The sequence below is a fragment of the Methylobacterium sp. XJLW genome (assembly GCF_003254375.1).
Taxonomy (GTDB): Bacteria; Pseudomonadota; Alphaproteobacteria; order Rhizobiales; family Beijerinckiaceae; genus Methylobacterium; species Methylobacterium fujisawaense.
This window is the reverse complement of the sequence record NZ_CP016429.1, coordinates 91,368-115,618: the sequence shown is the minus strand read 5'-3', so window position 1 is coordinate 115,618 and position 24,251 is coordinate 91,368. Positions and strand designations below refer to the sequence as shown.

Below are 24,251 nucleotides of genomic sequence, written 5' to 3'. Positions count from 1 at the left end.
GCGAATGATGAAGTCAGACATGATGCCGTCCCGGCGTGCCGTGCTCGCGGGCTTGGCGGCGGGAGTGTCGCTCGGACGACCCGTGATGGGGGAGAGCCTGCCGACCGTCGCCGTGACGAAGGACCCGAGTTGCGGCTGCTGCGCGAAGTGGGTGGACCACCTGCGACAGGCCGGCTTCACGGTGACGGTGACCGAGGGTCCCGTGAACCCGGTCAAGGCGCGTCTCGGCGTGCCGAGGGACCTCGCCTCCTGCCACACCGCTCTCGTGGACGGCTACGTGGTCGAGGGACACGTTCCGGCGGACGCCATCAGGCGGCTGCTGGCGGAGCGGCCGAAGGTGACGGGACTGGCCGTTCCGGGCATGCCGGCAGGGTCGCCCGGCATGGAGGTCGAGGGCAGGGAGCCCGACATCTACGAGGTGGTCCTGTTCGGGCCGGAGGGGCGCGGCGCCTTCGCCCGTTATCGTGGAGGCGCGCCGGCTTGAGCGCAGCCGTCGCGCGGGCGCTCGCCGTCACCGTACTCGTTCGGGGCGGTGAACCGACGTTGAGGCATCCCCCCAGGAGCCGATGCCCGGCTTCTCGCGGAGCTTGGTCGGCCGGCCGGTCCGCCCACCCTGGCCGAAGCGGACGGACGGCGTGGGGGGCGATTGTCCCGGGGACTGGGAAGTCGAAGCCAAGGATGCTGAAGCGCGACCGAGTTCCCATAGCTGCCGAAGCGGTGGAGCGATTACCGTGTCCGCCACAACCCGCCGACAAGTCCGAGGTTGGCGAGGCCGAGGATGAGCAGGAGCCACCAAAGGGCATCCGGGCTGGCGTAGGTCAGCACGAAAGCGCCGGCCGGCGGCGCTAGCGCCTGCGCGATCAGCCCCGGCCGTGCCAAGCGGCCGACGACCAGCGGATAGCGAACGGGGCCGAACAGGGCCAAGGGCACCGTGCCCCGCGCAATCGAATAGATGCCGTTGCCGCCGCCGTAGAGGACCAGCCAGACCCCGACGCCGGGCAGGCCGCCGGCGAGCAGCACCAGGCCGAGGGCGACGAGGATAAGGGCTGCGGTCGGGGTCCACAGGGGATGGTGCCGGCCCTTGAACGACATTTCCGCGACGCGGGCGCCGACCTGAGCCGGGCCGATCAGCGCCCCGTAGGAGACGGCCGAAGCGAGCGCCACGCCCCGCGCCTGCAGGAGCGTCAGCAGGTGCACCGAAACAAGCGACATGATCGCGCCGCCGATTATCAGCACGCCGGCGAACAGCCGGAACGCCCGCCGTTCCTTCGCGGACAGCGGGCCGGTTCGGTCCTGGTGATGCCCCGCCGACGGCGGTGCCGGGGCCTTGGGGATCAGAAGGAGGACAAGCGGTAGCGTCACCGCGAGGTGCAGGCCGGCATAGGCCAGGCAGGCACCGCGCCATCCGAAATGCGCGACCAGGAAGGCGGAAAGTGGCCAGCAAACGGTGCTGGCGAACCCGCCCCACAGGGTCAGGGTGGTGATCGCCGGCCGCGCCGCCGCGCCGTAGAGCCGGCCGAGGGTCGCGAATGCCGGATCGTACAGGCCGCAACCCATGCCGAGGCCGAGCAGCAGCCAGCCGGCGAGGTAGACCGGCAGGATCGGAGCCAGCGCCAGCATGGTCAGCCCGGCAGCCAGCAGCAGCGCGGCCAGCGCCAGGATGGGCCGGCCGCCGTGGCGGTGGATCGCCGTCCCGATATGCGGCGAGGCGAACGCGGCGACCAGCAGGCCGAGTGACAGTCCGCCGACGACCCAGGCGAGCGGCCAGCCGGTGCTTTCGGCGACCGGGCCGGCAAGCACCGCCGGCAGGTAGAACGACGAGCCCCAGGTGAGGATCTGCACGACGCCGAGGGCGGAGATCACCGGCCAGCGGCGGGCCTCGGACACGGGCTGCCTACCGGGTGCCGAGAAGCGGCAGCCAAGCCGCCAGCGCCACGAGCGTGACCAGCAGCACGGGCGGGGTGATGACAAGCCCGACCTTCATATACTGGCCCCAGGTGATTTTCTGGCCCTTGCTGTCAAGGACGTGCAGCCAGAGCAGCGTGGCGAGGCTGCCGATTGGCGTGAACTTCGGGCCGAGGTCGCAACCGATCACGTTGGCATAGACCATTAGCTCGCGCGTCAGCGGGGACAGGTCCGGCGCCTGCTGGATCGAGAGCGCCCCGATCAGCACAGATGGCATGTTGTTCATCACGGACGACAGGATCGCCGCCGCGAAGCCGGTGCCGACCGTGGCGACCCACGGGCCATGGCCGGCGAGCCAGACCAAGCCCGTGGCCAGCTCGTCGGTCAGGCCGGCGTTCCGCAGGCCGTAGACCACGAGGTACATGCCGAGGCTGAACAGCACGATCTGCCAGGGGGCGCCGGTCAGCACCTTGCGGATCGGGATGACCCTGCCCCGGTCGGCAAGCAGTAGAAGAACGGCCGCACCGGCACAGGTGACGGCCGCCACCGGCACGCCGAACGGCGCGGTGACGAAGTAGGCGAGCAGGAGCACGCCAAGCAGCGGGAACGCCGCCCGGAACACCAGCGGATCGCGGATGGCCCCGACCGGGCGCTCCAAGGCGGCCGCCGGGTAGGCCGCCGGCACGTCGCGCCGGAAGAAAGCCCAAAGCACCACCAGGGTCGCCGCCAGGGACACCAGGTTCACCGGCACCATGACGGCCGCATACCTGCCGAAGGTCACGTCGAAGAAGTTGGCGGAGACGATGTTGACCAGGTTGGAGATCACCAGCGGCAGGGAGGTGCTGTCGGCCACGAACCCGCAGGCGACGATGAATGCCAGCGCCGCCGCCGGCTTGAAGTCGAGCCGGAGCAGGATCGCCAGCACAATCGGCGTCAGCAGCAGCGCCGCGCCGTCGTTGGCGAACACCGCAGCGATGGCCGCGCCGAGCAACACGACAAGCGGAAAGAGCCGCCGGCCGGACCCACTGCCCCAGCGGGCGACGTGCAGCGCCGCCCAATGGAAGAAACCGGCCTCATCGAGCAGCAGCGAGATGATGATGAGCGCCACGAAGGTGAAGGTGGCGTCCCAGACGATATGCCAGACCACCGGAATATCGCCCGGATGGATCACCCCCGTGGCGAGCGCGACCGCCGCGCCTGCCAGCGCGCTCCATCCGATCCCGAGGCCCCTTGGCTGCCAGATGACGAAGACGAGGGTGACGAGGAAGATGGCGAGCGCGAGCATCCGGGCGTTTTCTTCTTATGGGTCGGGGTTGGGGTTCAGGCAGTGCCGACGCGGCGGCCGTGCTCGTCCACGACCCGCTCGCCATCCTCTTTGACGAACTCGCCTTGCTGCCCCGGCAGGAGGTCCAGCACGGCTTCGGACGGCCGGCACAGCCGCACGCCCTTGGGGCTGACCACCAGCGGGCGGTTGAGAAGGATCGGATGCGCCTCGATGGCATCGAGCAGCTGCGCATCGGTCAATGCCGGATCGCCAAGGCCCAGCTCGGCGAACGGCGCGCCCTTCTCCCGCAGTGCGTCGCGGACGGGCAGGCCGGCCCGGGCGAGGAGCTGCACCAGCAGCGCCCGGGCGGGCGGCGTCTTCAGATACTCGATCACATGAGGCTCGATTCCGGCGTTGCGGATCATCGCCAGGGTGTTGCGGGACGTGCCGCAGTCCGGGTTGTGGTAGATGATGACGTCCATCAAGCGACCTCCGGCCGGAGCGCGGTGGCACCGGCTTGTTGGCCGATCTCTCTGACTTTGGCCGACAGGGCCGCCTGGTCGAGGCTGCCGAGCGGCAGGGCGATAAAGGCCGCGATGCGGTTCTTCAGGTAGCGCTGCGCTGTCACGAAGGCGCGCTTGCGCTCGATCTCCGAGCCTTCCGCAGCGGCAGGGTCCTCGATGCCCCAATGAGCGGTCACGGGCTGACCAGTCCAGAAGGGGCAGGGTTCGCCGGCTGCGTTGTCACAGACCGTGAACACGAAATCCATCACCGGAGCACCGGGCGCGGCGAACTCGTCCCAGGACTTCGAGCGCAGCCCGTGCACGGGGTAGTCGCTCTCCCGTAGCGTCTGCAACGCCAGCGGATGCGGCTCGCCCTTGGGCTGGCTACCGGCGGAGTAGGACCGGAAGCGGCCTTGCCCATCCTGGTTCAGCATCGCTTCCGCCAGGATCGAGCGGGCCGAGTTGCCGGTGCAGAGAAACAGGACGTTGTAGACGCGATCAGGCATAGAGGGTGTCTCCGGGTGGGCAGTTGCAGGCGGCGAGGGCGGCGACGGCCGGGGTGCAGACCTCCGGGTGGCCCTGACAGCAGTCGCGCATCAGGAACTGGATCAGGTCGGACAGGGCCGGATAGGCAGCACTGTAGATGATCGAACGGCCCTCGCGCCGCGAGGCGACCAAGCCCGCATGGCTCAGCTCCTTGAGATGGTGGGATACGGTCGCGGCAGAGACGCCGACCGCCTCGGCCAGAACGCCGGAGGCGAGGCCGCCTGGTCCGGCGGTCACGAGCGACCGCACCAGACGCAGGCGGTGTTCCTGCGCCAGGGCCGCAAAGGCGGCGAGGGCTTGCGGTTCATCCATTTTCGTTACAATCTTCAAACGATATTTTGAACGTACAAGAAAGACGTCCCTTGGACAAGCTCAGCCAGCCCTTCAAAGATGGCCTGCCGAACCTCAGCCAAGCGCATTTCGAGGTGCCGACCCGCGACAGCCTAGACGCGGCGGCGCCGTTCACCCATGCGCCCCGCTTCCTGATCCTCTACGGCTCGCTGCGGGAGCGCTCGTTCAGCCGCTGCCTCGCGTACGAGGCCGCCCGGCTCCTCGAAGCCATGGGCGGCGAGGTGCGGATCTTCCACGCGGACGGCCTGCCCCTGCCGGACGATGCGACCGCCGACCACTTAAAGGTGCAGGAGCTGCGCAATCTCTCGATCTGGTCCGAGGGCCAGGTGTGGGTCTCACCGGAGCGGCACGGTACCCTGACCGGCGTGATGAAAAGTCAGATCGACTGGCTGCCCTTGAGCGAGGGCAGCGTGCGGCCGACCCAGGGGCGCACCCTTGCCGTGATGCAGGTCTCCGGCGGCTCGCAGAGCTTCAACGCCGTGAACGCCTTGCGCGTGCTCGGCCGCTGGATGCGGATGATCACCATCCCGAATCAATCGTCCGTGCCGATGGCCTACAAGGAGTTTGACGACGCGGGCCGGATGAAGCCGGGGCCGCTCTACGAGCGGGTCGTGGACGTGTGCGAGGAGCTGGTGAAGTTCACGCTCCTGACCCGAGAGCGGGCCGACTACCTGGTGGACCGCTACAGCGAGCGGAAGGAGCGCGCGCCGGAGCGGCTGAGCGCGGTGGCCGCCGACATTGGCTTTGTGAAGCGCTGAGACCAGTCCCGGGAAACAACCCGAGGAGCATGCCGATGCTGACCCTTGAACGCCCGCACACGATGGCACCGGCCGCCGCCAGCGACATACCGCTGGGTGCCCTGCGCGCTGCCTGCGATACGCAGCCGGAGACGCCCATGGGTGTTCAGTCACGCCAGGCGGACGATCCAACGCGGCTGCCACGTCGCCGAGGTGAAGGCCGAACGGTTCGCCGCCCTCGAACGCGGCGCAAGCCCGGAAGCTTGATCGGATACCCTCATCCTCTCCGGGACGTGACCGAGGGCGACCGCACGCAAATGACCGTCGGCAAGTTCGCCGCGATCATCCGCACGGTGTCCTAACACGTCGGCCCCGACCTGGGCGCCCGCCCGAATCGACGCCATTCCCACCTGGCGGGAGGCATTCCGCGACCCTTGACCTTCCCACCATGGGAAGCCCCATCTGTGCGGGACGCCACCACAGGGAGAGCGTCATGTACCGCTACAAGGTCGACAGGATGGGTTGCGGAGGCTGCGCCAAGTCCGTGACCCGGGCCATCGCCGGCATCGAGCCGGGCGCCCTGGTCGAGGTGGACCTCGGGGCCAAGCTCGTGACCGTGTCCGGCGCGACCGGCCCTGCGGACCGCATTGCCGAGACCATAGTCGCCGCAGGCTTCCCCGCCGAGCCGCTGAGCCCGACGGCGTGAGTCGGGGGGACGAGCCGCAACCAAACCCGAATGCGCGCATTCACGTCCCAGGGACGACGCCGTCCCTACGTTTGGGCCGAGGTTGGCGACCGGCATGGGTTTCGACCGGCATATCGTGCGTCTGATGGCGGCGATGATCCTCGCGATCATCGCCCATGTCGCGCCGTCCGCCGTCCAGGCTCACGAGGGGCACGTCCACTGCGGCCACCGCGGTCGCATGGTCTCGGATGCCGCCACGGCGTCCCTTCCCGCGGCGAACCCGGGTCTCGACAAGGCGTCGGGCATCGCCGAGTTGGCGGTGACGCTGTTGACCGCGCCTCGCCTACGCGTGACCACCGGCAAGTCGACGGCATCCGTTCGGGCGGTCGATGCCGACCGATGCTGCTGCCCCGGCCCCTGCAAGCGACGCTGCTGTGGGACGACGGTGGGCGGCACATTCGGTGTTTTTGCCGGACCCGCATCACCCGCCATGCCCATGTTTCGGGCGGCCATGTTAATCCCGGATAATGTCGCCGGACGCGCGGGTATCGCTCCCGAGGCGCTGCGCAAGCCCCCACGAACCCTCGCGTGAGATGAGGCGCGCCCGAGGCGCGCGACGCCCGAGGTGCGACCGCAGTCGTGGCGTGCACCGACTATCCCGTGGCGAGGCCCATCTCTCATCTCGCGTTGATCCGGCGCCGCTGACGTAGGGTCCCTCTGCCGCTGTCTCAGCGGGATGCTCGCCCACGCTCAGCACAAGGTCGGCGACGCCTCGACGAGCCTCGCCGCCGCGTGCCCTCATTGCAGACCCGCGCCTAGACATACAGAAATATTATAGACAATAAATTGAACGTAATCCGACGAATATGGTTATGGATCTGATCGCAATTCAGCAAAAACGCAAATTACGTCTATGTATTTGCTGAACTTATGGCAGCACCCATCAACTTAAGGAGAACAAGGATGCACAAAATGTCTGGCGAGATGCAATCTTGCATCGACGAGTGCCTGCGCTGCTATCAAAGCTGCCTTGGCATGGCCTCCAACCACTGTCTCCCCGCCGGCGGCAAGCACGTCGAGCCGGAGCATTTTCGCCTGATGATGGCCTGCGCGGAAATATGCCGAACCTCGGCGCACTTCATGCTGATCGGCCTGCCCGAGCACACGCACACCTGTCGAGCCTGCGCCGAGGTCTGCGAGGCCTGCGCGCGGAGCTGTGAGGCGGTCGGCGACATGCAGGACTGCGTCGCGCAGTGCCGCCGGTGTGCCGAGACCTGCCGGAAAATGACCGCTTGAACCCTGACGGGGCGGCCGAGCCGGCCGTCCCGATTGATCAATTGGAGGAGATGATCATGAACGTTCGTACCCTGACACTCGCGATGACCCTGGCGCTGACCGGCATCGGCGCGGCCCTCGCCGCGGATAACGACCATGGCTCCAACGACCACGGCTCCATGCAGGCCCCGTCGTTCGAGCTGCCCGCAACCTGCAAGGCGGCGTCGGCCGGCAAGGAGTCCTCGATGAAGGACATGCAGGGCCACATGTCGATGGCGATGCAGGGCATGTCCGGTCAGGCGACCGACACCCAGAAGGGCCTGCAGCACGCCATGATGCAGATGAACGGCCCGATGATGGAAGGCATGATGGCCGGCGACCCCGACGTCGCCTGGATCTGCGCGATGATCCCGCATCACATGGGCGCCATCGCCATGGCCCAGGTCGGCCTGAGGAACGGCGACAATCCCGAGGCTAAGAAGATCGCCGAGAAGAGCATCCAGGAACAGGAGAAGAGCATCAAGGAGCTCACTGCCTGGCTCGACAAGAACGCCCGTAAGGAAGGCAAGCAGTAAGCCTGAGAGAACCACTTGTCCGCGGCCCAAATCGCGTCCGCTCTCGCGGGCCGCGGAGATCGAAGTCGCGCGGAGGGACCGGTCATGAGCAATTCGTCGAAAACGCATCTCGCCCCGGCGGCCCGCGCCTGCTCCGAAGGACACGGGCATGACCACTCCGTCGCTTCCCATGCGCACGACCATGCCGGCATGGCCGCGGATGACGCGGGTGCGTCCCGCGTGAAGGACCCGGTCTGCGGGATGATGGTCGACCCGCACGCGACCGAGCACCGGGCCGAGCACGACGGGCATCCCTACTACTTCTGCTCGAACGGCTGCCGGACGAAGTTCGTGGCCGAGCCGGTCCGCTACCTCGACCCCGGCCAGTCCGCAGCCAAGTCCGACCCGGTGCCGGAAGGCTCGATCTACACCTGTCCGATGCACCCGGAGATCAGGCAGGTCGGCCCCGGGGCATGCCCGATCTGCGGCATGGGGCTTGAGCCGGCGATGGTCGGCGCCGACGACGGCCCCAGCGAGGAGCTCGTCGATATGACCCGCCGGTTCCGGGTCGGGCTGGTCCTGACCCTGCCGGTGTTCGTGCTGGAGATGGGCGGGCACCTCTTCGGCCTGACCGAACGGCTCGGGCAGCAGACCTCGAATTGGATCCAGTTCGCGCTCGCCACCCCGGTGGTGCTCTGGGCCGGCTGGCCCTTCTTCGTTCGGGCCTGGCACTCCGTCCTGTCTCGGAACCTGAACATGTTCACCCTGGTCGCCCTCGGGACGGGCACGGCCTACCTCTACAGCGTGGTGGCGACCCTTGCCCCGGGGCTGTTCCCGGAAGCGCTACGCGGGCACGGCGGGGCGGTGCCGGCCTACTTCGAGGCGGCGGCGGTGATCACCGTGCTCGTGCTGCTCGGACAGGTCCTGGAGCTTCGCGCCCGCGAGAGCACCGGCGGCGCGCTGCGGGCGCTCCTCGACCTCGCGCCGAAAACCGCCCGCCGCATCCGGCCCGACGGCGAGGACGAGGAGGTGCAGCTCGATGCCATCGCCATCGGCGACCGGCTGCGCGTGCGCCCCGGCGAGAAGGTCCCGGTCGACGGCGCGGTGGTGGAGGGCCGCAGCGCCGTCGACGAGAGCCTCGTGACGGGGGAATCGATGCCCGTCACCAAGGAGGTCGGCGGCGCGGTGATCGGCGGCAGCCTCAACCAGTCCGGCTCGCTCGTGGTCGAGGCGACCAGGGTCGGGCGCGACACCATGCTGGCGCGCATCGTCCAGATGGTGGCCGAGGCGCAGCGTTCGCGGGCCCCGATCCAGCGCCTCGCCGATCAAGTCGCGGGCTGGTTCGTGCCGGCGGTCATTGGCGTGGCGGCGCTGGCCTTCGCCGCCTGGATGGCGTTCGGGCCGGAGCCGCGCTTCACCTTCGCGCTCCTCGCCGCGGTGGCGGTGCTGATCATCGCCTGCCCGTGCGCGCTCGGTCTCGCGACGCCGATGTCGATCATGGTCGGCGTCGGTCGCGGCGCCGGGGCCGGGGTGCTCGTCAAGAATGCGGAGGCACTGGAGCGGATGGAGCGGGTCACGACTCTTGTGGTCGACAAGACCGGCACCCTGACCGAAGGCAAGCCGGCCGTGACGCGGGTCGTGGCGGCGGCCGGGTTCGACGAGGACACGCTCCTGCGCCTCGCGGCGAGCGTCGAGCGGGCGAGCGAGCACCCGCTCGCCCTGGCCATCGTGGCGGCCGCCGGGAAGCGCGGGATCGCGACCGGCCCCGTCGCGGATTTCGACAGCCCGACCGGGAAGGGCGCGCTCGGCACCGTTGAGGGCCGCCGCGTGGCGCTGGGCAACGCCGCCTTCCTGCAGGAGCAAGGGGTCGACGTATCGACCCATGCGACCGAAGCCGACGAACTCCGGCGTGACGGCGCGACGGCGATCTTCGCCGGCGTCGATGGCCGGGTGGCCGGCGTCATCGCCATCGCCGACCCGGTCAAGGCCACGACGGCCGAGGCGCTGGCGGCGCTTCGGGCCGAGGGCATCCGGGTGGTGATGCTGACCGGTGACAACCGCACCACCGCCGAGGCGGTGGCACGCCGGCTCGGCATCGAAGAGGTCGAGGCGGAGGTGTTGCCCGACCAGAAGGCTGCGGTGGTCGAGCGCCACAAGGCGGCCGGGCAGGTGGTCGCGATGGCCGGCGACGGCGTGAACGACGCCCCGGCGCTCGCGGCGGCGGATGTCGGCATCGCCATGGGCACCGGGACGGACGTCGCCATCGAGAGCGCCGGGTTGACCCTGCTGAAGGGCGATCTCCTCGGCATCGTGCGGGCACGGCGGCTGTCGCGGGCGGTGATGGGCAACATCCGCCAGAACCTGTTCTTCGCCTTCATCTACAACGCCGCGGGCGTGCCCGTGGCGGCGGGCATCCTCTACCCGTTCCTCGGCATCCTGCTCTCGCCGGTCATCGCCGCGGCCGCCATGGCGCTCTCCTCGGTGAGCGTCATTGGCAATGCCCTGCGCCTGCGGGCGGCCAACCTCGACCCTTCCTCGGCCCGCTAGGAGCGCGCATGTTCCCGACCTGGCTCCATGCCATCTCGATCGCCGCGCTGCTGCTCGGGGCGGCCTGCTCGCTGCTGCTGTCGGCGCAGGTGATCCGTCACCCGCAGCACATGACCGTGATGAACGTGGTCTGGCCGATCAGCGCCCTGTTCGGGACGGTGGTCGTGGTCTGGGCCTATTTCAGTTACGGCCGGCTCGCGACCATGGAGGCGCACCACGACGCGAAGGAGCGGGGCGAGAAGCCGCCGAACACGACGGGGATGCCCTTCCCGGTGATGGTCGGCAAGGGTGCGCTCCACTGCGGCAGCGGCTGCCTGCTGGGCGATGTCGCCGCCGAGTGGCTCGCCTTCGTGGTGCCGGCCGTCGCCGTCTGGTTCGGCTGGCACTCCCTCTTCGATGAGAAGATGTACGCGGTCTGGGTCCTGGATTTCGTGTTCGCGTACGCGCTCGGGATCGCGTTCCAGTATTACGCCATCGTGCCGATGCGCGGGCTATCCCCCGGCGAGGGTCTGGTGGCGGCCGTGAAGGCGGACACCGTCTCGCTGATCGCCTGGCAGGTCGGCATGTACGGCTTCATGGCGTTCGCCCAATTCTTCCTGTTCCCGCACTGGGCCGGCCAGCGCGCCCCGGTGAACTCGGTCGAGTTCTGGTTCGCCATGCAGGTCGCGATGGTGGCGGGATTCCTGACCAGCTACCCGGTGAACTGGTGGCTCGTCGGCTCCGGCATCAAGGAGCGGATGTAGGCCGGTCCGCGCCTATCGGCGGATCACGAGGAGCCAGAAGAGGACGGCGCACGCGTCCGCGAGCATGCAGATCCGGTATGCCGCCTCGTTCGGGGAAGGGCGCATGCCCGCCCCGGTTGCGGCGCGACAGCTCGGGCACCTCGTCGCGTCGGTGCGAACCGTCCGCCCGCAGCAACCGCACTTGGATAAGAGCATGGGCGCCCCTGCCGTCCCGTGCCGAGATCTCGCGGGCCGCCGCACCTCGGTGAGGCCCCTGCGTACGGGCCGACAGGATCACCTTCTGGTCGGCCGCGACGGTCCTGAATGGCTTCGTAGTGCGGCGAGGCAGGCCGACGAAGTACGTCTTCGGTGGTAGCGAGGTTTCCGGCGGCTCAAGGCGGGATGGCGGCTGCTGCCGCCGGCGGTTGGCACGCGACTCCGAGGCGTACGCATAACGGGTAACGTTATGCGTACGCGTTACACGATGGGGGCGTTCGCCGACCGGGCGTTCCTCAATCCGAAGGCCTCCCGCGGCCTATCTGTCCGGTCGCCTTCGGGTCCGGCTCGCGCTCGCGCCCACACCGAGCCTCCACGCGGACCGCGACCGTTTCTTCACCGCTCGCGGCGATGATACCGGTAACGGCTTGGGATGGCGGGCATGGTGACGGAGAACGGGGTCTGGACAGCCGCGGATCGGATACGGGCCAGGCCGGCACCGCCCGGTGGCACCAAGGAGCGGGTCTCGGTCCGCACGGTCCGGAGGGAGCTCGGCGGCGGGTCGTTCGGCGACATCGCTCGCGAGCTCAGGAAGTGGAAGGACAGGGAGGACTACCGGCCGGCCATCGAACGGGCGGACCTGCCGGAGGCGTTCGAGAGGCGGCTTACGGTGATCGGGCGGGAGCTGCTTGAGTTGGCCCGGGTCGAAGCGGCCCGGGCGGGTCTGGCGGACTTCGTCGGAGCCGAGGATTGCAGGGCCGCGGCGAGGGATCTGCTCGACGAGGCGCTGGACCGGGTCGATCTCTTGGAGGAGCGGGTCGCGGCGTTGCAGGTCGAGCTCGACCGGGTGCGGGCCGTCGGCACTCAGGCCGGCGGGGCCGCGCCGCCCGTTTCCGCCGCGGGAGAGGCGGACTCCCTCGCGCAGGGTCGCGCCGGGCCCGGGTTTGTCGATACCGCGCACGGGCTCAAGCTGGCGCGAGAGGCGAACGACTTCTGGGGGCAGGTGCGGGACGCGGTCGAAGCGGCGGTGCGCCAACGCGGCCCCATGGCGGTCCACCCGCTCCTGAGAGCGCTCCCGACCCGGCTCAAGCAGGAGGGCGAACGGGCGGGTTTCCCGCTCACCGAGGCGTGGCTGCGCTATCACCTCCTGCGCCTGGTGCAGGACGGCAACGGGCTGACCCTCGTCGGCCATCGGTTCGGGCTGGCCGAGCCCGAGCCGGACGTCGCGGCGACGCCCGAGCCGCCACTCGCCGAGGCGGTCGCGGCGATGGGAAAGCGGCCGTTCTGGCGCTTGTTCATGCGGGAGGTCCACGCCCTTCTCGCCAGAGGCGGGGCACAGACGGCGGAAGGCATCCTCGGCGGCCTGGATCCTGAGTTGGTCGCGGCGACGGGGCGCTTCCAGAGGATCACGCCCCGGCTGCTCCGGTGGAAGCTGCGCCAGCGCATAGCGGAGCGGAGGCCGTTCGAGGAACTCCCGGACGAGCGCTTCGCCGCCCTCGTGGGCGAGGCTCCCTGGGACGGTGAGAGCCCGGCCGAGGCCCCGGCGGCGAGGGCCGGATGACGCCCGCGGCCGAGGCCCGCGGCGAGCGGGGCCACCGCGACGCGACAGCCGACTTATCCGACGCCCGCTCGAAGGCTACGCCGCGGGGTCCGGCCGCACCGGCGGAGTTCGTTGTCGTGGGGCCACCGGCATCCCGGCCGACGGCGGAACATCGGCCGCGCCGCGAACGTCTTCGGTGACCGTCGGGATCCGCGCGTGCGGTCCGGCGCCCTCGGAACCCGCGCCCGCGGCTGGACGCCCGATGACGACGGCGGCCACCCGTGACACGGTGCTCGCCCATCGCGCGATGGTCGGACGGCACCAGCGGATCGGGTCCAGGGCGTCGGCGTGGTGGTTGGTCGGTCCCTCGTCGAGGACGGCGCGATAGTGGCCGATGCGGTTGCGCGACCTCCGGACGCTCTCGGCCAGCCGCTGGAATGACGACCGAATCCCTCCGGCCGGCTTCGTCGCGCCGGTCACCGGGGTCAGCGCGGACGCCCGACGGGCTTAGCGATGGCGAGCACGCCCTTCAGGCCGCTCCCGAAGCGGGCGATCGTCTCCCGGTGCCCGCGCAGCTCGCTGTAGGGCAGGTAGCGCAGGTCGAGCTCGGCCACCCGCGAGAAGGCGGGCCGGGCGAACTGCGCGCGCACGTCCTCCTCGCGGTTGTCGGGCGCCACCAGGAAGAAGTTGCGCGCGGCCCCGCCCTCGACCCCGAGCGCCAGGTCGAGCATCCGCACGATGCCCGAGTAGATGCTCGTCGTGTGCTCGACCTCGAAGGCGGCCGCGACGTCGCCGTCCGCCTTGTCCAGCCAGATCACGTCGATGAGCCGGACCATCTCGGCCGACCCATTCGCCGTCAGCCGCCCGGGCAGGCGGTCGAGGCAGCCGTCGGACAGGCGGCCGGAGGCATAGGGGCGGTTGCCGTCGTTCGACGCGATCCAGACGTCGAAGCCGAGGGCGAGGCCGAGGTCGCGCAGCCAGCCCTGGACCTCGGTGTGGGTGTGGTCCGCCTCACGCGCGGCGAGCGCCGCCTTGGAGGCCGTGGCCGCGGCCTCCGCCCGCACTCGGTCGAGATCCTCGCGCCAGCGCGCCAGCGCGGCGGCCCCGTCGCGCTCCGGCAGCGGGTATCGCCCGGACCCGACGTCGAACAGGAAGCCCGCGATGGCGCCGTAATCGTTGGAGAGCAGGCCGCGATGGGCGGCGTTGAGGGCGACGATGCCCCGGCGCATGGCGAGGTACTCGTCCCACTTGCCGAGCTTCACATTGGCGCCGGCGATGGCGTTGTAGCCCTTCACGATGGCCGTGTTGAACGGGGGCACAAGTGTGGGGTGCAGGAAGTACAGCAGGTTCGCCGCGGCCGGACCCAGCCCCTTGATGCGTTGCCGGTCGAGGCCGTGGATGGCGGCCAGCACCCCGTCCTCTGCACTGCAGCACAGGCAGGCGTCGAGGAACCGGCCGAACGCAACCTGGTTGGCGCGGTCTTCGTAGATGTCGGGGATGCGCAGCTTAGGCTTCCAGAGGAATGCGTGGTCGGCGCCCTTGAAGACCTGGCGCTGCTCCGCGATGGAGTGGACCACCGTTTCCAAGGACGAGCCGCGATAGGCGTTGCCGAACGCGTCGGCCCGGATCTCGTCTATCACCGCCTGGAGGCCGCGCCGGATCGAGCGGAAGTTCTTGATGCGCTCCTCCCACAGGAACCAGGTCCGATAGGAGGCGCCGGGGTCCTCGCGCCAATGCCGGATCAGGTTGCCGATCCAGGCCTCGTCCGAGGGGCGGTGATCCGTCCCGGTCTCTTCCGTCAGGCGCATCGGCGCGGCATTCCCAAAATCCGGATTCGGGCCGGAGCATACCATCGCCGCCCCGATCGGCGCTGTCGTCGGCAAGTCTCAGCGGCGCGCCTCCGCCGGGCAAGGCCGCGCGGGCCCGGACGGGTCGCGGCGGTCGGAACGGCGCCGGTCGAGCGAAGGTTGCATGCCCGGTCGCGGACAACGGTCGATCAGGCCGACATCGACGCGGGACCGGCCGACCGCTCCCGATGCCCACCCTCATCGAGGAAGCCGATCAGGGCGTTCATCGCCGGATCGACCGCCCGGCAGACCAGTGTCGTGGCTTGGCGTTCCTGGGCGACCAGACCGGTCTGGATCAGACGGTGGAGATGATGGGAGAGCGTCGAGGCCGGGACATCGACGCGCCGCTGGAGGGCACCGACCGGCAGGCCGTCTCGGCCCGCCCGCGCGAGCGTACGGTACACCCTCAGGCGGGTCAGATTGCCGAGGGCCTCCAACTGTCGTGCCGCGAGTTCGAGCTCCATGGAAGCACCATGGAGACGCGGCACGGGGTGCGCAACCCTTATTTCTGTATATCTAGAACTATGGCCGCGGCATGGGCGTCCGACCGCGCGCGCCGACGCACGGAGGTTCCGCTCCCTCGTGACCGGCCGCTGCGTCCCTGCACGCTCGCCAGTCCCGCCCCATCAGCGCGGCGCGGTGCCGTGGGGCAGCGGATGCATCGGCACCGGCGCCGAGACCGGTCGCGAGGCGCGTGACAACGGTGACCGGCTCCATCCTCCGGCACGCCCGGCGGACCCGAACCACCTCCGGTGCCTCCGCCTGCCGGGGCGTCCGGCCGCGGCGCGGCATCCTCGATGCGGCGTCGCCTCGTCCCTCCCGGAGACAACCTGGGCGGCTCGACCGACCGCTCCCCGACCATGCCACAACCCCGTGTCCCGGCTTCCCGATCAAGCCGAAGGGTCGACGCCCGTAACGCGTCACGCATAACGATACCCGCTACGCGTTCGCCGAGACGCCGCGTCCGAGACGATTTCTGAGGCTCCGAAAGCCGGTCCTTCGCCGTGCGCCGGCTCCCGCTGCGACGCGGAAGCCGGTCCGTGCCGGCTCGCATCCCCCGGGCGCCCTCGCCGTGGGGCCCCGGGAAGCGGTCACGCGTCGTCCGGCTCGTCGCCGCGGTACGGCGACAGCCCGACGAGGACGCACGGGTCCAAGTCCCAGTCGTCGAAACCGGGGTCGAGCAGGCCGACACCGTCCGCCGACAAGGCGTAGAACGCCTCGTAGGGGTTCGCGTCCCGGTGCGGGGGCGCCGTCGGCGCCCGGTCGCGGGAGAGGTCGCCCTGTCCGATCCGGGCGCGGGAGAAGCCCGCCCCGGCGCGCGCCCGGCGGGCGCTTCCGGAGCGACCGGGACGAGCGGTCCCGGGCGAGGCGACGCGCGGCCGGGGCGCTGGCGAGAGGCGGTTCGGTTTCGTGCGGTTGATCATCGCTCTGGTCCTTTCCGTCAGGCGCGAAGGCGGGCGGGTTGCGTTGCGCGGAGGCGAGCGGTCGCCACCGGCGTCGGGCGGGCTTTGCGGATTCGGTCGCCCGCGGCCTCGGCGGTGCCGACGGGGGCGTCTCGGAGAACCGGGTCGGCCAGGGCGGCAGCGCAGTCGAGGAGCCGCTCGTGCAGGGCACGGTCCCGGGCCGGGGAAAGCGGCGACATGAGCGCGGCCAGGTCACCCGCCTCGAAGCGCTCGGCGTCCGGATCCGCCGAGACGGCGAGGAGGGTGGCGGCGAGCGCGACCGCCGCGTACCGCATGCCGCCGCCGAGATCTCCCGCGAGCAGCCGCATCTGTTCCAGCGGCGAGAGCCTCGGCAGCCGGAGGGGCAGGACGCGCGGGGCGATCCGCCAGGCCGGCTGGCCGAGCCCGCTGTCGCAGCGAAGGTGCCACGCCCCCGACGCGGTCGCGTGCAGGGCCTGGGCCGCGGTCAGCCGGCACGCCGTGGCCACGACGCGAAGGTGCCCGGGTTCGCCCGGACCGCCCTCGCGAAGCAGGTCCGTCGGCAGGACGGCGATCACGTCGCCTTCCGACCGTGCCGCCAGTCCCGACAGGACGGCCGCCGCGTCGCCGGGATCGGGGCGGAGCAGGTCGAACGAACCCGAGAGGCGTGCCAGGCCACAGGCCTGGGCGCCGTTGGCGCCGACGGCGACGACGGTGGGACGGGAGCCGGCGGCGGTCAGGCCGCCGGCCACCAACGCTGCGGCCAGGAGGCCGGTGCGGTCGTTGGAATGGATGGTCGCGATCACGGCGTCCTCCTTTGGGCCGATGCATCGAGGGAATCTTGCCATCTGTATTTCTATAAGTCTAGAAATACAGAAATTACTGGTTATCGGATCCCTGGTCGCTCCCGGCGCACTGTCTATCGCGCGTCGCGCGGTCCCGCGCTCGTGCCGACCGCCGTCGGCGTCCCGCCCTCCTCGGGGCCGGGCCGCGGGCACGGCCCCTTGTCGCGTCCGTCAGCGCCCGCGAGATCCGCACCCGTCAATTCCTGAACTGCCTGAGGCGTGGTCCCCCCTTGCGACCCGGCCGCCGGCTCGTCCCGGCATCGGTGCTGACCGGGCGACCGTCGCGCCGAACCGGCGGTCACGGCGGTCGGTCAAGCCCGGCTCTCAGGGGCGCAGCGGGTCATCTGCGCGACGACGGCATGGGGCGTGGGGATCCAAGCACCGGCCGGCTTCGACCGCAGGTCGCCGCTCGGGTCGCCGGGCGCGGTCCGGACGTGTCACACGGGGCCCCGTGCCGGTCGCAGGAAGCGTACCTCCGGCACCGTCACGCCGGTCCACCTCGCGCGTATGCGTAAGTAATCCGAAGCGCCCAAGACTATATGCCACGACGCCGTTAACCATCCCGAAAATATGGCTCTTGATAATAGTCAGATTATGCTGTTCATTTCCGCTCTTTTGCCTTAAGATTCACGGATCAATCACAACGTGTCCGACGTCGCGCGCCCGGTGGCCATTCCACCGGGCGCGCCGGCGTCCGGATTCCGTCATGGAGATTGCCCTTGATCTCTGCCTTCTTCGGTTCCGCTGGCCGGACCCATGCCGCCTACGCCGCGCTCCTCCTCGCCGACGCCTATGGCGTTCTCGGCCGCCCCGTCACGCTCCTGCGCGTCAGGTTCCCCGAGGAGGCCCCGTTGCCGGGCCGGACGGTCACGGAGGAGGGCCTCACCGTCAGCGAGCGCGAGGCGCGCGACGCACGGGAGGCGGGAGAGATCGCGGCCGAGGCCGTGGGGCGGGACGACGATCTCGTCCTCGACCTGCCGGCGGCGTGCCTGGGGAACCTCGGGCTGAGGGCGCGCATCGACGCGCCGGTGCTGCCGGTGGGCCCGACCCCCTTCGAGGAGCATGCCGCGGCGTCGGCGCTCGCGGGCATGAACCCGTCGGAGGATTTCGGTCTGGACGTGGTCTCGCCGCCCTGGCTCCTCGGGTGCGGGCGCAGCGGCGGAGCCGCCGCTGCCGACGCGTTCGGCCGCGTCATGCGTGGGCACGAGGCGCTCGTGCCGGGTCGAGGCCGTGTCCGGACCCTGCCGACGGTCGTGCCGGCGTTCGGCCGCGGGGAGGCACAGCGCATCGCCGAAGGGGATCGCACGAGCCGCAGCCTCGGGGCCTCCGTCACGCTGCTCGCCGCCCTGCGCGCCGCCGCCGCGAACCCGCACGCCGCCGAGGTCGACCCCGCCGCGTTCGCCGCGAACCTCGGTGTCGACGTCGAACAGGCTCGGGCGCCGGACGAGCGCGAGGCCGGCGACCGGCTGCGCGACCTCGCCGACGAGCTCCAGGGGATCCGCGACCAGGTCAAGCCGACGCGGGAGGACCTGCACGGCGCCCCGCGCCTTGAGCGGTGGCGGGCCTCCACCCGGTCCGTGAGGGTGCTCACCGGCGAGGTCCACGGGCATCCGAACTTCCCCGACGGCCGCCGCATCACCACCAGCGATCTGTACGCCTCCGATGGCCGGCGCTGGGCGCGCACCCTGTCGAGGTACTTCGTCCTGGGCCAACCCGACACGGGCGCCGAGCGCCTCGACCGGCACTAGCCACCGCCATCCCGTCCGAACGAACCCCGCCCGCGCGCCTCGGCGCGCGGGAGCGGGTCCGTCTTGCCCGTCACGAGCCCGGAGGACGCATGCGCGCGAGCGACGATTCCCATCCCCGCGACCGGACCCTCCCGCGCCGCGAGCCGCCCGCGGGAAGCCATCCGCTCGCGCTCTGGCGCACGGCACGGCTTCCGGACATCGAGGCCTCCGCGATCCGGGAGGTCCGCCGAGCCCTCGCCGGCGGCGTCTGCCTGCATCATCGGTCCTGGCCCGCGGCCCGGAGGGGTGAGGCCGCGGCCGCCATCGCCGTCACGCTCGACCTCACGCGGCGCGCCGAACCGGACCCCGCCGTCGTGGACCTCGCGCTCTCGACGGTGCTCGTCGCCGCCTGGCGGGGCGATGCGGCGGCCCGCACCGTCCTCGCCCACGTCCTCGCCGGCCTACCGCCGGACGTGCGCGGCGGGCGTCCGGGCCGACCCGGAAGGCGGCGGGCCGGGCGCCGCCCCCCGCCTCGGCGGTGACCGCCGCCGCATCCCGAAGAGCGAGAAGTTCCCGAGAACCCCGGAGTCGATCACGTGCGGATCTGGATCTTCAGCGACTTGCATCGCGACCTGTCGGGGGCGCCGTGGACGCCCGGGCACATCCCCGAAGCCGACGTCGCCGTCGTCGCGGGCGACGTCGGCCAGGGTCTGGCGGACACCATCCTCTGGCTGGGCCAGGCCATCCGACCGATCATGCCGGTCGTAGTCGTGCCGGGAAACCATGAATTCTACGGCTCGGCCGTTGACGAGGAGCGCGCGCTCGGACGCCGGGCCGCGGAACGGCACGGCGTAACCCTGCTCGACGACGACACCGTCGAGATCGGCGGCGTCGCCTTCTCCGGCGGCACGCTCTGGACCGACTACGGCATCGACGGCGCGGGCAACCGCCGGCGGGCCATGGCGGCCGCGCAGGCCGGCCTCAACGATCACCGTTGCATCGCGACGACCCGCAACCCGGGCTGGCGCACATTCCGGCCGGGGGACGCGGCGGCCCTGCACGCCGCCAGCCGCGCCTTCCTGGAGCGCGCGCTGCTGGAGGTCGACCCGCCGGGCACGCGGGCGCGACCGCACGTCGTGGTCACGCACCACGCCCCCGCCCGTGCCTCGCTCGACCCGGGCTTCGCCGGCAGCGTGCTGAACCCGGCCTTCGCGAGCGACCTCGGCAGCCTCATCGCCGCCGGCCGCCCGGACCTCTGGCTTCACGGCCACGTCCACGCCCGCCGCGACCACCGGATCGGTCCGACCCGGATCCTGTGCAACCCCCTCGGCTACGACGGCGAGAACCCCGCCTTCGACCCGGCCTGCGTCGTCGAGGTGCCGTCGTAGGCCGTCGCCGGCGGATGCGTGCCGCGACCCGGTCCCGCCGTAACCCGGCCCCGGACCTCGACCCACCCTCGGAGCAAGGCGACCATGCCCCACCTGACATTCCTGCGCGACGACCTGAACGAGGCGGAGACCGGGGACGTCGCCGCCGACGAGCGCCGTCCCGCGACCGAGACGCTCGCGGCCTTCGCGCTCGAAGCGGCGCTCTCGCCCGCCCAGCGCCGCCGCATCGCCGCCGACCCCGCCTTCGCCCTCGTCGTCCAGGTTCCGGCCGCAGACTGGGTCGAGCCGGTCCGCGAGGCGTGCGGGCGCCTGGCGGCGTGGGGTTACGTGGCGGCGCGCACCGGCGCTTCGAGAAGCGAGGACCGTGCGGACCGCGGAAACGACCGGGTGGCGGACCGGCTCGCCCGCGGCGACCGGGTGCTCGGCGTCTCGCAATCGCCCGCGCGCTACCTGCCTTCGGCCCTCGTCGCCGCGGCGGACCTGCACGTGCGGCTCCCGGGCGCGACCGACGCCGTGATCGCGCGGGTCGTCCGGGCCGCCACGGGGCGGCGTCCGACCCTGCCGCCCGGGATCGCGCGCGGGCTGGACTTCTTCGAGATCGCCGCCGCGGTGCGCGGGACGACGGCGCGGGCCTGCGTCGCGCGCCTCGCCGCGGCGGCGCGCTCGAAGGCCACCGCGGATCCCGCCGTCGGGTCGGCGCCCGATTTCGCGACCCTGGTCGGCTTCGGCGATGCCCACGCCTGGGGCACGCGCCTCATCGACGAGATCGCGACCTGGCGCGCCTCCGGCGGCGCGCCCGCGTTCCAGCGGCTCGACAGGCACGTCGCCCTCAGCTCCGCCCCGGGACTAGGAAAATCATCTTTCGTCCGCTCGCTCGCGAAGGCCGCGGGCCTGCCGCTGGTCGCGACCTCGGTCGGCGCCTGGTTCACCGGATCCGACGGACATCTGGGTGGCGTGCTCCGCGCATGGGATGCCGCGTACACGCACGCGTGCGCTCTGGCGCCGAGTATTTTATTCCTAGATGAAGCTGACAGTATTCCTAATAGGGCCACGATGGACAACCACGCACGCGAGTGGTGGACCCCCTTGTGCACGAGCATTTTGCTCGGTTTCGATGCGCTCAACGCGCCCGGCGCCCCCGAGGTGTGCATCATCGCGGCGACGAACCACGGCGATAGGCTCGATCCCGCCTTGATCAGGCCCGGACGGCTGGGCCGGGTGATCGAGATCAAGCCGCCCTCGGCCGCCGACCTGGCGGTCATCTTCCGGCAACACCTCGACGACGGCGAGGTGCCCGACATGGACCTCGCGCCGCTCGGCGCGCTTGCGCTCGGCGCCAGCGGCGCCCAGGTCGCCGGGTGGGTGTCCGAGGCCCGTGCCGCCGCGCGCGCCGCCGGACGGCCGATGCGCCCGGAGGACCTGCTCGGCCGCGTCGCGCCGCCGGATCAAGGGAGCCCGGCGGACCGACGTCGGAGCGCGTACCACGAGGCGGGGCACGCCGTGGCGTTCGAGCGGATCGGCGCCCGCGTCGCCCAGGTCGACCTGGTCCCGCGCCGGGATTCGCTCGGCGCGACCTCCGTGGCGACCCGCCTCGGCCAGTCCCCGACCCGCGCGGAGATCGAGGGCCTCGCGGTCGCGCTCCTGTGCGGACGGGCCGCCGAGATCCTGTTCCTCGGGGAGCCGAGCGCCGGGGCGGGCGGCGATAGCCGCTCGGACCTCGCGCGCGTGACGACCCTGCTCGCCGGCAACCACGCCTCGCTCGGCCTCGGCGACCGGTTGGCGTATCGCGGCGCCCCCCACGAAGTGGCGGTCGCGCTGTCGCTCGACCCCACCCTTCTCGGGGCGGTCGAGCGCGACCTCGACCGGCTGAGCGGCGAGGCCTTGGCCGTCATGGAGGCGAACCGCACCGCCGTGGCGGCCGTCGCCGAGCTGCTGATCGCGCGGCGCCTGGTCTCGGGCGACGCGCTCCGGGCGCTGATCGCCGAGGCGGACCAACACCGCGCCGCGCAGGACGGAGGACAGCCGTGACGCTCCACGTTCCCGATCCGGTGGCCCGGGCCGAGGTGCATGCACCGGCACCGACGGAAGGCCCGTCCGCCGTGCCGGCCGCCCCCGGGGCGCGGTCCGCCCCGCCGAAGCCCGTCCCGTTCCGTCTATGGACCCTGTCCGACCTGAGGATTGACCGGGCGCCGCACGTGCTGCCGGACCCGCTGCCGGACTTCGACGCCTTGCTCGTCCCGGGCGGGATCGCGCCCGGCCTGTGCCGGTCCGTGCGCTGGCTTGCGGACGCGCTCGGCGGCCGCCAGGGTCGGCGGCCGGTCGTCCTCGTCCCGGGACCGGCGGAGTACCTCGACGGCGAACCCGTGGGCGAGGCGCTCGCCGAGGCCGTGCCGCTTGGGGCGGCGCTGGGCATCACCGTGCTCCACGACGGCGCCGTTCGCCTCGGCGATCCGCTCCGGCCCGGCCTGATCATCCTGGGGGCGACGCTCTGGACCGACTTCGCCCTGGACGGCGTCGAGAACGCCCGGACCGCCCGCGCGCACGCCCGCAGCCGCTGGACGGTGTCTGACAAGGCGGCGAGCGCACCCGGGGTGCCCTTCTTCCCGCACGACGCGGCCGGCGCGCATGCACGCTCGCGGGCGTTCATCGAGGATGGGCTCAACGCCGTCGCCGTCGGTGCCGGCCTGTATGGCCATATGCCGAACCCGGTCCTGCGTGACATCGGCCCGGGCGACCGCGCCGCGGTCGTCACCGCCTTCGCCCCGTCCCGGTCCTGCCTGCCGCCAGCCCTGGCGAGGCCCGTGCTCGACCCGTGGCGGGTCTGCTGGCACGCCTCCGCCCTGGACCCCGTGATGGAGGGGTGGGGCGCCCCGGCCGTCTGGATCCACGGGAACGTGCCGCAGGCCTGCGACCTGCGGCTCGGGCGCACGCGCGTCGTGAGCAACCCCTACGACCCGGACGACCCGACGAACGGGTTCGACGCCAGCCGCACGATCCTGGTCTGACAGCCGCCCCGGAGAACCGCCCCATGCACCAGACCCGCTCCCCGTCGCCCCGGCTTCGGCTCCCCTCCATGTCCGACGCGAGCGCACCCGCGGCCGGCGCGCGCTCCGCCGTCCGCCACGACCGTCGGCCGGCGGCGGAAACCGGCGTCGATGCGGACGCGCTCCTCGTCGTCGATATCGAGACCGTGCCGGACGAAACCCTGATGCCGCCGCCCGAGGTGTGGGCCAGGGACAGGTTTCCGAAATGCGCGTGGCACGCCGTGGTCGCCGTCAGCTTCGTGCAGGCGGAGATCCTGCGCGACGGCGATACGGGACTGGAGGAATATCGGGTCACCGCCTGCAGGAGCGGCGGCGAGGCGGGCTGGGACGAGGCCCGCATCCTGCGCGGCTTCTGGCGGCATTTCGCCTCCGGCAGGTTCCGGCTCGTCACCTGGAACGGCCGCGGCTTCGACATGCCGACGCTGCTCCACCGCACGATGCTCCACGGCATCTCGGCGGAAGCCTGGTTCCGGCGCGGCACGCGCTGGTCAAGCTACGGCAACCGGTACGGCGGCGCCCACGTCGACGTCATGGACGAGATGTCCGGGTTCGGGTGCGCCAGCCGGCTCACCCTGGAGGAGGCCGCCGCGCTGGTCGGCATGCCGGGCAAACTCGGCGAGCACGGGTCGCTGGTGGCCGACATGGTCGCAGCCGGACAGATCGAGCGCGTCCGGGCGTATTGCGAGACCGACACGATGACGACCTTCGGCATCTACGTCCGCCATGCGTATCTCGCCGGGCGGACCGACGCCGCGGCCCACGACAGGGCGATCGCGGGCCTCCAGGATTACCTGGAGCTGGAGCGGACCCGCAGACCGCATCTCGGCGCCTACCTCGACGCCTGGCGACGCCTGTCCGACACGCGGCCGGCGTTCGTCGTCGACAGGGACCGCCGGGGCGGATGACCCTCGCCCTCGGGTCCCGGCCCCGTCTCCCGAGGGCGCGGGGCGCGGCACCCGGATCGGGCTCGGGGCCCCGGTCCGAATCGCCGCGTCTCGGGCCCGGGCCGCGCGGCGTCGCCGGCACAACGGACCGGCCGGCGGCGCCCGCGCCCGGACCGGTGACGCCCACCGCGAGCGCCGTCGTGCGACGGATGCCGAAGCGGCGCGCCGCGGTCCGGCGCCCCGTGCATTC

Annotated in this window: 25 protein-coding genes; 16 read left to right on the top strand and 9 right to left on the bottom strand. The window is 71.5% G+C overall.

The window, feature by feature from the left end:
- Window positions 1–7 precede the first annotated feature (7 nt).
- Window positions 8–484, top strand: coding sequence for a DUF411 domain-containing protein (locus A3862_RS00520; protein ID WP_050735156.1), 477 nt, complete (start codon window positions 8–10; stop codon window positions 482–484).
- Window positions 485–726: 242 nt separating this feature from the next.
- Here the strand turns inward: A3862_RS00520 and A3862_RS00515 are convergent, their stop codons facing one another.
- The 5 genes from A3862_RS00515 to A3862_RS00495 are packed head-to-tail and all read right to left on the bottom strand — an operon-like array spanning window position 727 to window position 4,530.
- Window positions 727–1,887: an MFS transporter gene (locus A3862_RS00515; protein WP_111473127.1), complete on the bottom strand. Its 1,161-nt coding sequence runs from the start codon at window positions 1,885–1,887 to the stop codon at window positions 727–729.
- A 7-nt stretch (window positions 1,888–1,894) separates the two neighbouring features.
- On the bottom strand, window positions 1,895–3,190 hold the full coding sequence (locus tag A3862_RS00510) for an arsenic transporter (RefSeq protein WP_050735112.1): 1,296 nt from the start codon (window positions 3,188–3,190) through the stop codon (window positions 1,895–1,897).
- Between the two features lie 35 nt (window positions 3,191–3,225).
- Window positions 3,226–3,651 (bottom strand): arsenate reductase (glutaredoxin), encoded by a 426-nt coding sequence (arsC, locus tag A3862_RS00505; protein ID WP_050735113.1) that lies wholly within the window; start codon window positions 3,649–3,651, stop codon window positions 3,226–3,228.
- The gene (locus A3862_RS00500) at window positions 3,651–4,178 is read right to left on the bottom strand and encodes an arsenate reductase ArsC (protein WP_050735114.1); all 528 of its coding nucleotides are present in this window, start codon (window positions 4,176–4,178) and stop codon (window positions 3,651–3,653) included. Before A3862_RS00500 ends, arsC begins: the two co-directional genes overlap by 1 nt.
- Window positions 4,171–4,530 (bottom strand): ArsR/SmtB family transcription factor, encoded by a 360-nt coding sequence (locus A3862_RS00495; protein ID WP_050735115.1) that lies wholly within the window; start codon window positions 4,528–4,530, stop codon window positions 4,171–4,173. The genes A3862_RS00500 and A3862_RS00495 overlap by 8 nt, the downstream gene beginning before the upstream one ends.
- A 50-nt stretch (window positions 4,531–4,580) precedes the next feature.
- Here A3862_RS00495 and arsH point away from each other — a divergent pair, with 50 nt between their 5' ends.
- The 9 genes from arsH to A3862_RS00455 all read left to right on the top strand — a co-directional run bounded on the left by arsH (window position 4,581) and on the right by A3862_RS00455 (window position 12,866).
- Window positions 4,581–5,327 carry an arsenical resistance protein ArsH gene (arsH, locus tag A3862_RS00490; protein WP_050735116.1) on the top strand — a complete coding sequence of 249 codons (747 nt, stop codon included), beginning with the start codon at window positions 4,581–4,583 and terminating at the stop codon, window positions 5,325–5,327.
- 35 nt (window positions 5,328–5,362) lie between these two features.
- Window positions 5,363–5,668, top strand: coding sequence for a hypothetical protein (locus tag A3862_RS30950; protein ID WP_124262909.1), 306 nt, complete (start codon window positions 5,363–5,365; stop codon window positions 5,666–5,668).
- 131 nt (window positions 5,669–5,799) lie between these two features.
- Entirely contained in the window at window positions 5,800–6,012 is a 213-nt protein-coding gene (locus A3862_RS00485) for a heavy-metal-associated domain-containing protein (RefSeq protein WP_050735117.1), read from the top strand.
- Between the two features lie 94 nt (window positions 6,013–6,106).
- Window positions 6,107–6,583, top strand: a complete 477-nt coding sequence (locus tag A3862_RS00480) for a hypothetical protein (protein WP_050735118.1) — start codon at window positions 6,107–6,109, stop codon at window positions 6,581–6,583.
- Between the two features lie 371 nt (window positions 6,584–6,954).
- On the top strand, window positions 6,955–7,287 hold the full coding sequence (locus tag A3862_RS00475; protein ID WP_050735119.1) for a four-helix bundle copper-binding protein: 333 nt from the start codon (window positions 6,955–6,957) through the stop codon (window positions 7,285–7,287).
- Window positions 7,245–7,841: a DUF305 domain-containing protein gene (locus A3862_RS00470; protein ID WP_236961632.1), complete on the top strand. Its 597-nt coding sequence runs from the start codon at window positions 7,245–7,247 to the stop codon at window positions 7,839–7,841. Before A3862_RS00475 ends, A3862_RS00470 begins: the two co-directional genes overlap by 43 nt.
- Window positions 7,842–7,925: 84 nt before the next feature.
- Window positions 7,926–10,367 carry a heavy metal translocating P-type ATPase gene (locus tag A3862_RS00465; protein WP_050735120.1) on the top strand — a complete coding sequence of 814 codons (2,442 nt, stop codon included), beginning with the start codon at window positions 7,926–7,928 and terminating at the stop codon, window positions 10,365–10,367.
- 8 nt (window positions 10,368–10,375) lie between these two features.
- On the top strand, window positions 10,376–11,110 hold the full coding sequence (locus A3862_RS00460) for a DUF4396 domain-containing protein (protein ID WP_050735121.1): 735 nt from the start codon (window positions 10,376–10,378) through the stop codon (window positions 11,108–11,110).
- 637 nt (window positions 11,111–11,747) lie between these two features.
- The gene (locus A3862_RS00455; RefSeq protein ID WP_050735158.1) at window positions 11,748–12,866 is read left to right on the top strand and encodes a DNA-binding protein; all 1,119 of its coding nucleotides are present in this window, start codon (window positions 11,748–11,750) and stop codon (window positions 12,864–12,866) included.
- A 464-nt stretch (window positions 12,867–13,330) separates the two neighbouring features.
- On the opposite strand, the gene A3862_RS00445 is transcribed toward A3862_RS00455, so the two are convergent.
- The 4 genes from A3862_RS00445 to A3862_RS00430 all read right to left on the bottom strand — a co-directional run bounded on the left by A3862_RS00445 (window position 13,331) and on the right by A3862_RS00430 (window position 16,919).
- A complete protein-coding gene (locus A3862_RS00445; protein WP_050735159.1) occupies window positions 13,331–14,653 on the bottom strand; it encodes a hypothetical protein in 1,323 nt (440 codons plus the stop codon).
- 188 nt (window positions 14,654–14,841) lie between these two features.
- Window positions 14,842–15,156 carry an ArsR/SmtB family transcription factor gene (locus A3862_RS00440; RefSeq protein WP_050735123.1) on the bottom strand — a complete coding sequence of 105 codons (315 nt, stop codon included), beginning with the start codon at window positions 15,154–15,156 and terminating at the stop codon, window positions 14,842–14,844.
- Window positions 15,157–15,783: 627 nt separating this feature from the next.
- Window positions 15,784–16,116, bottom strand: coding sequence for a hypothetical protein (locus A3862_RS30945; RefSeq protein ID WP_050735124.1), 333 nt, complete (start codon window positions 16,114–16,116; stop codon window positions 15,784–15,786).
- 17 nt (window positions 16,117–16,133) lie between these two features.
- Window positions 16,134–16,919 (bottom strand): hypothetical protein, encoded by a 786-nt coding sequence (locus A3862_RS00430; protein WP_050735125.1) that lies wholly within the window; start codon window positions 16,917–16,919, stop codon window positions 16,134–16,136.
- A gap of 758 nt (window positions 16,920–17,677) precedes the next feature.
- Here A3862_RS00430 and A3862_RS00425 point away from each other — a divergent pair.
- The 6 genes from A3862_RS00425 (at window position 17,678) to A3862_RS00400 (ending at window position 24,022) form a co-directional block, all read left to right on the top strand.
- The gene (locus A3862_RS00425; protein WP_007565570.1) at window positions 17,678–18,706 is read left to right on the top strand and encodes a hypothetical protein; all 1,029 of its coding nucleotides are present in this window, start codon (window positions 17,678–17,680) and stop codon (window positions 18,704–18,706) included.
- 89 nt (window positions 18,707–18,795) lie between these two features.
- Window positions 18,796–19,227, top strand: a complete 432-nt coding sequence (locus A3862_RS00420) for a hypothetical protein (protein ID WP_050735126.1) — start codon at window positions 18,796–18,798, stop codon at window positions 19,225–19,227.
- A gap of 54 nt (window positions 19,228–19,281) precedes the next feature.
- Window positions 19,282–20,073, top strand: a complete 792-nt coding sequence (locus tag A3862_RS00415; RefSeq protein WP_050735127.1) for a metallophosphoesterase — start codon at window positions 19,282–19,284, stop codon at window positions 20,071–20,073.
- A gap of 84 nt (window positions 20,074–20,157) precedes the next feature.
- A complete protein-coding gene (locus A3862_RS00410; protein WP_050735128.1) occupies window positions 20,158–22,101 on the top strand; it encodes an AAA family ATPase in 1,944 nt (647 codons plus the stop codon).
- Window positions 22,098–23,078 (top strand): hypothetical protein, encoded by a 981-nt coding sequence (locus A3862_RS00405; RefSeq protein ID WP_050735129.1) that lies wholly within the window; start codon window positions 22,098–22,100, stop codon window positions 23,076–23,078. Before A3862_RS00410 ends, A3862_RS00405 begins: the two co-directional genes overlap by 4 nt.
- A gap of 68 nt (window positions 23,079–23,146) precedes the next feature.
- Window positions 23,147–24,022: a 3'-5' exonuclease gene (locus A3862_RS00400; protein ID WP_236961630.1), complete on the top strand. Its 876-nt coding sequence runs from the start codon at window positions 23,147–23,149 to the stop codon at window positions 24,020–24,022.
- The last annotated feature ends 229 nt before the right edge of the window (window positions 24,023–24,251 follow it).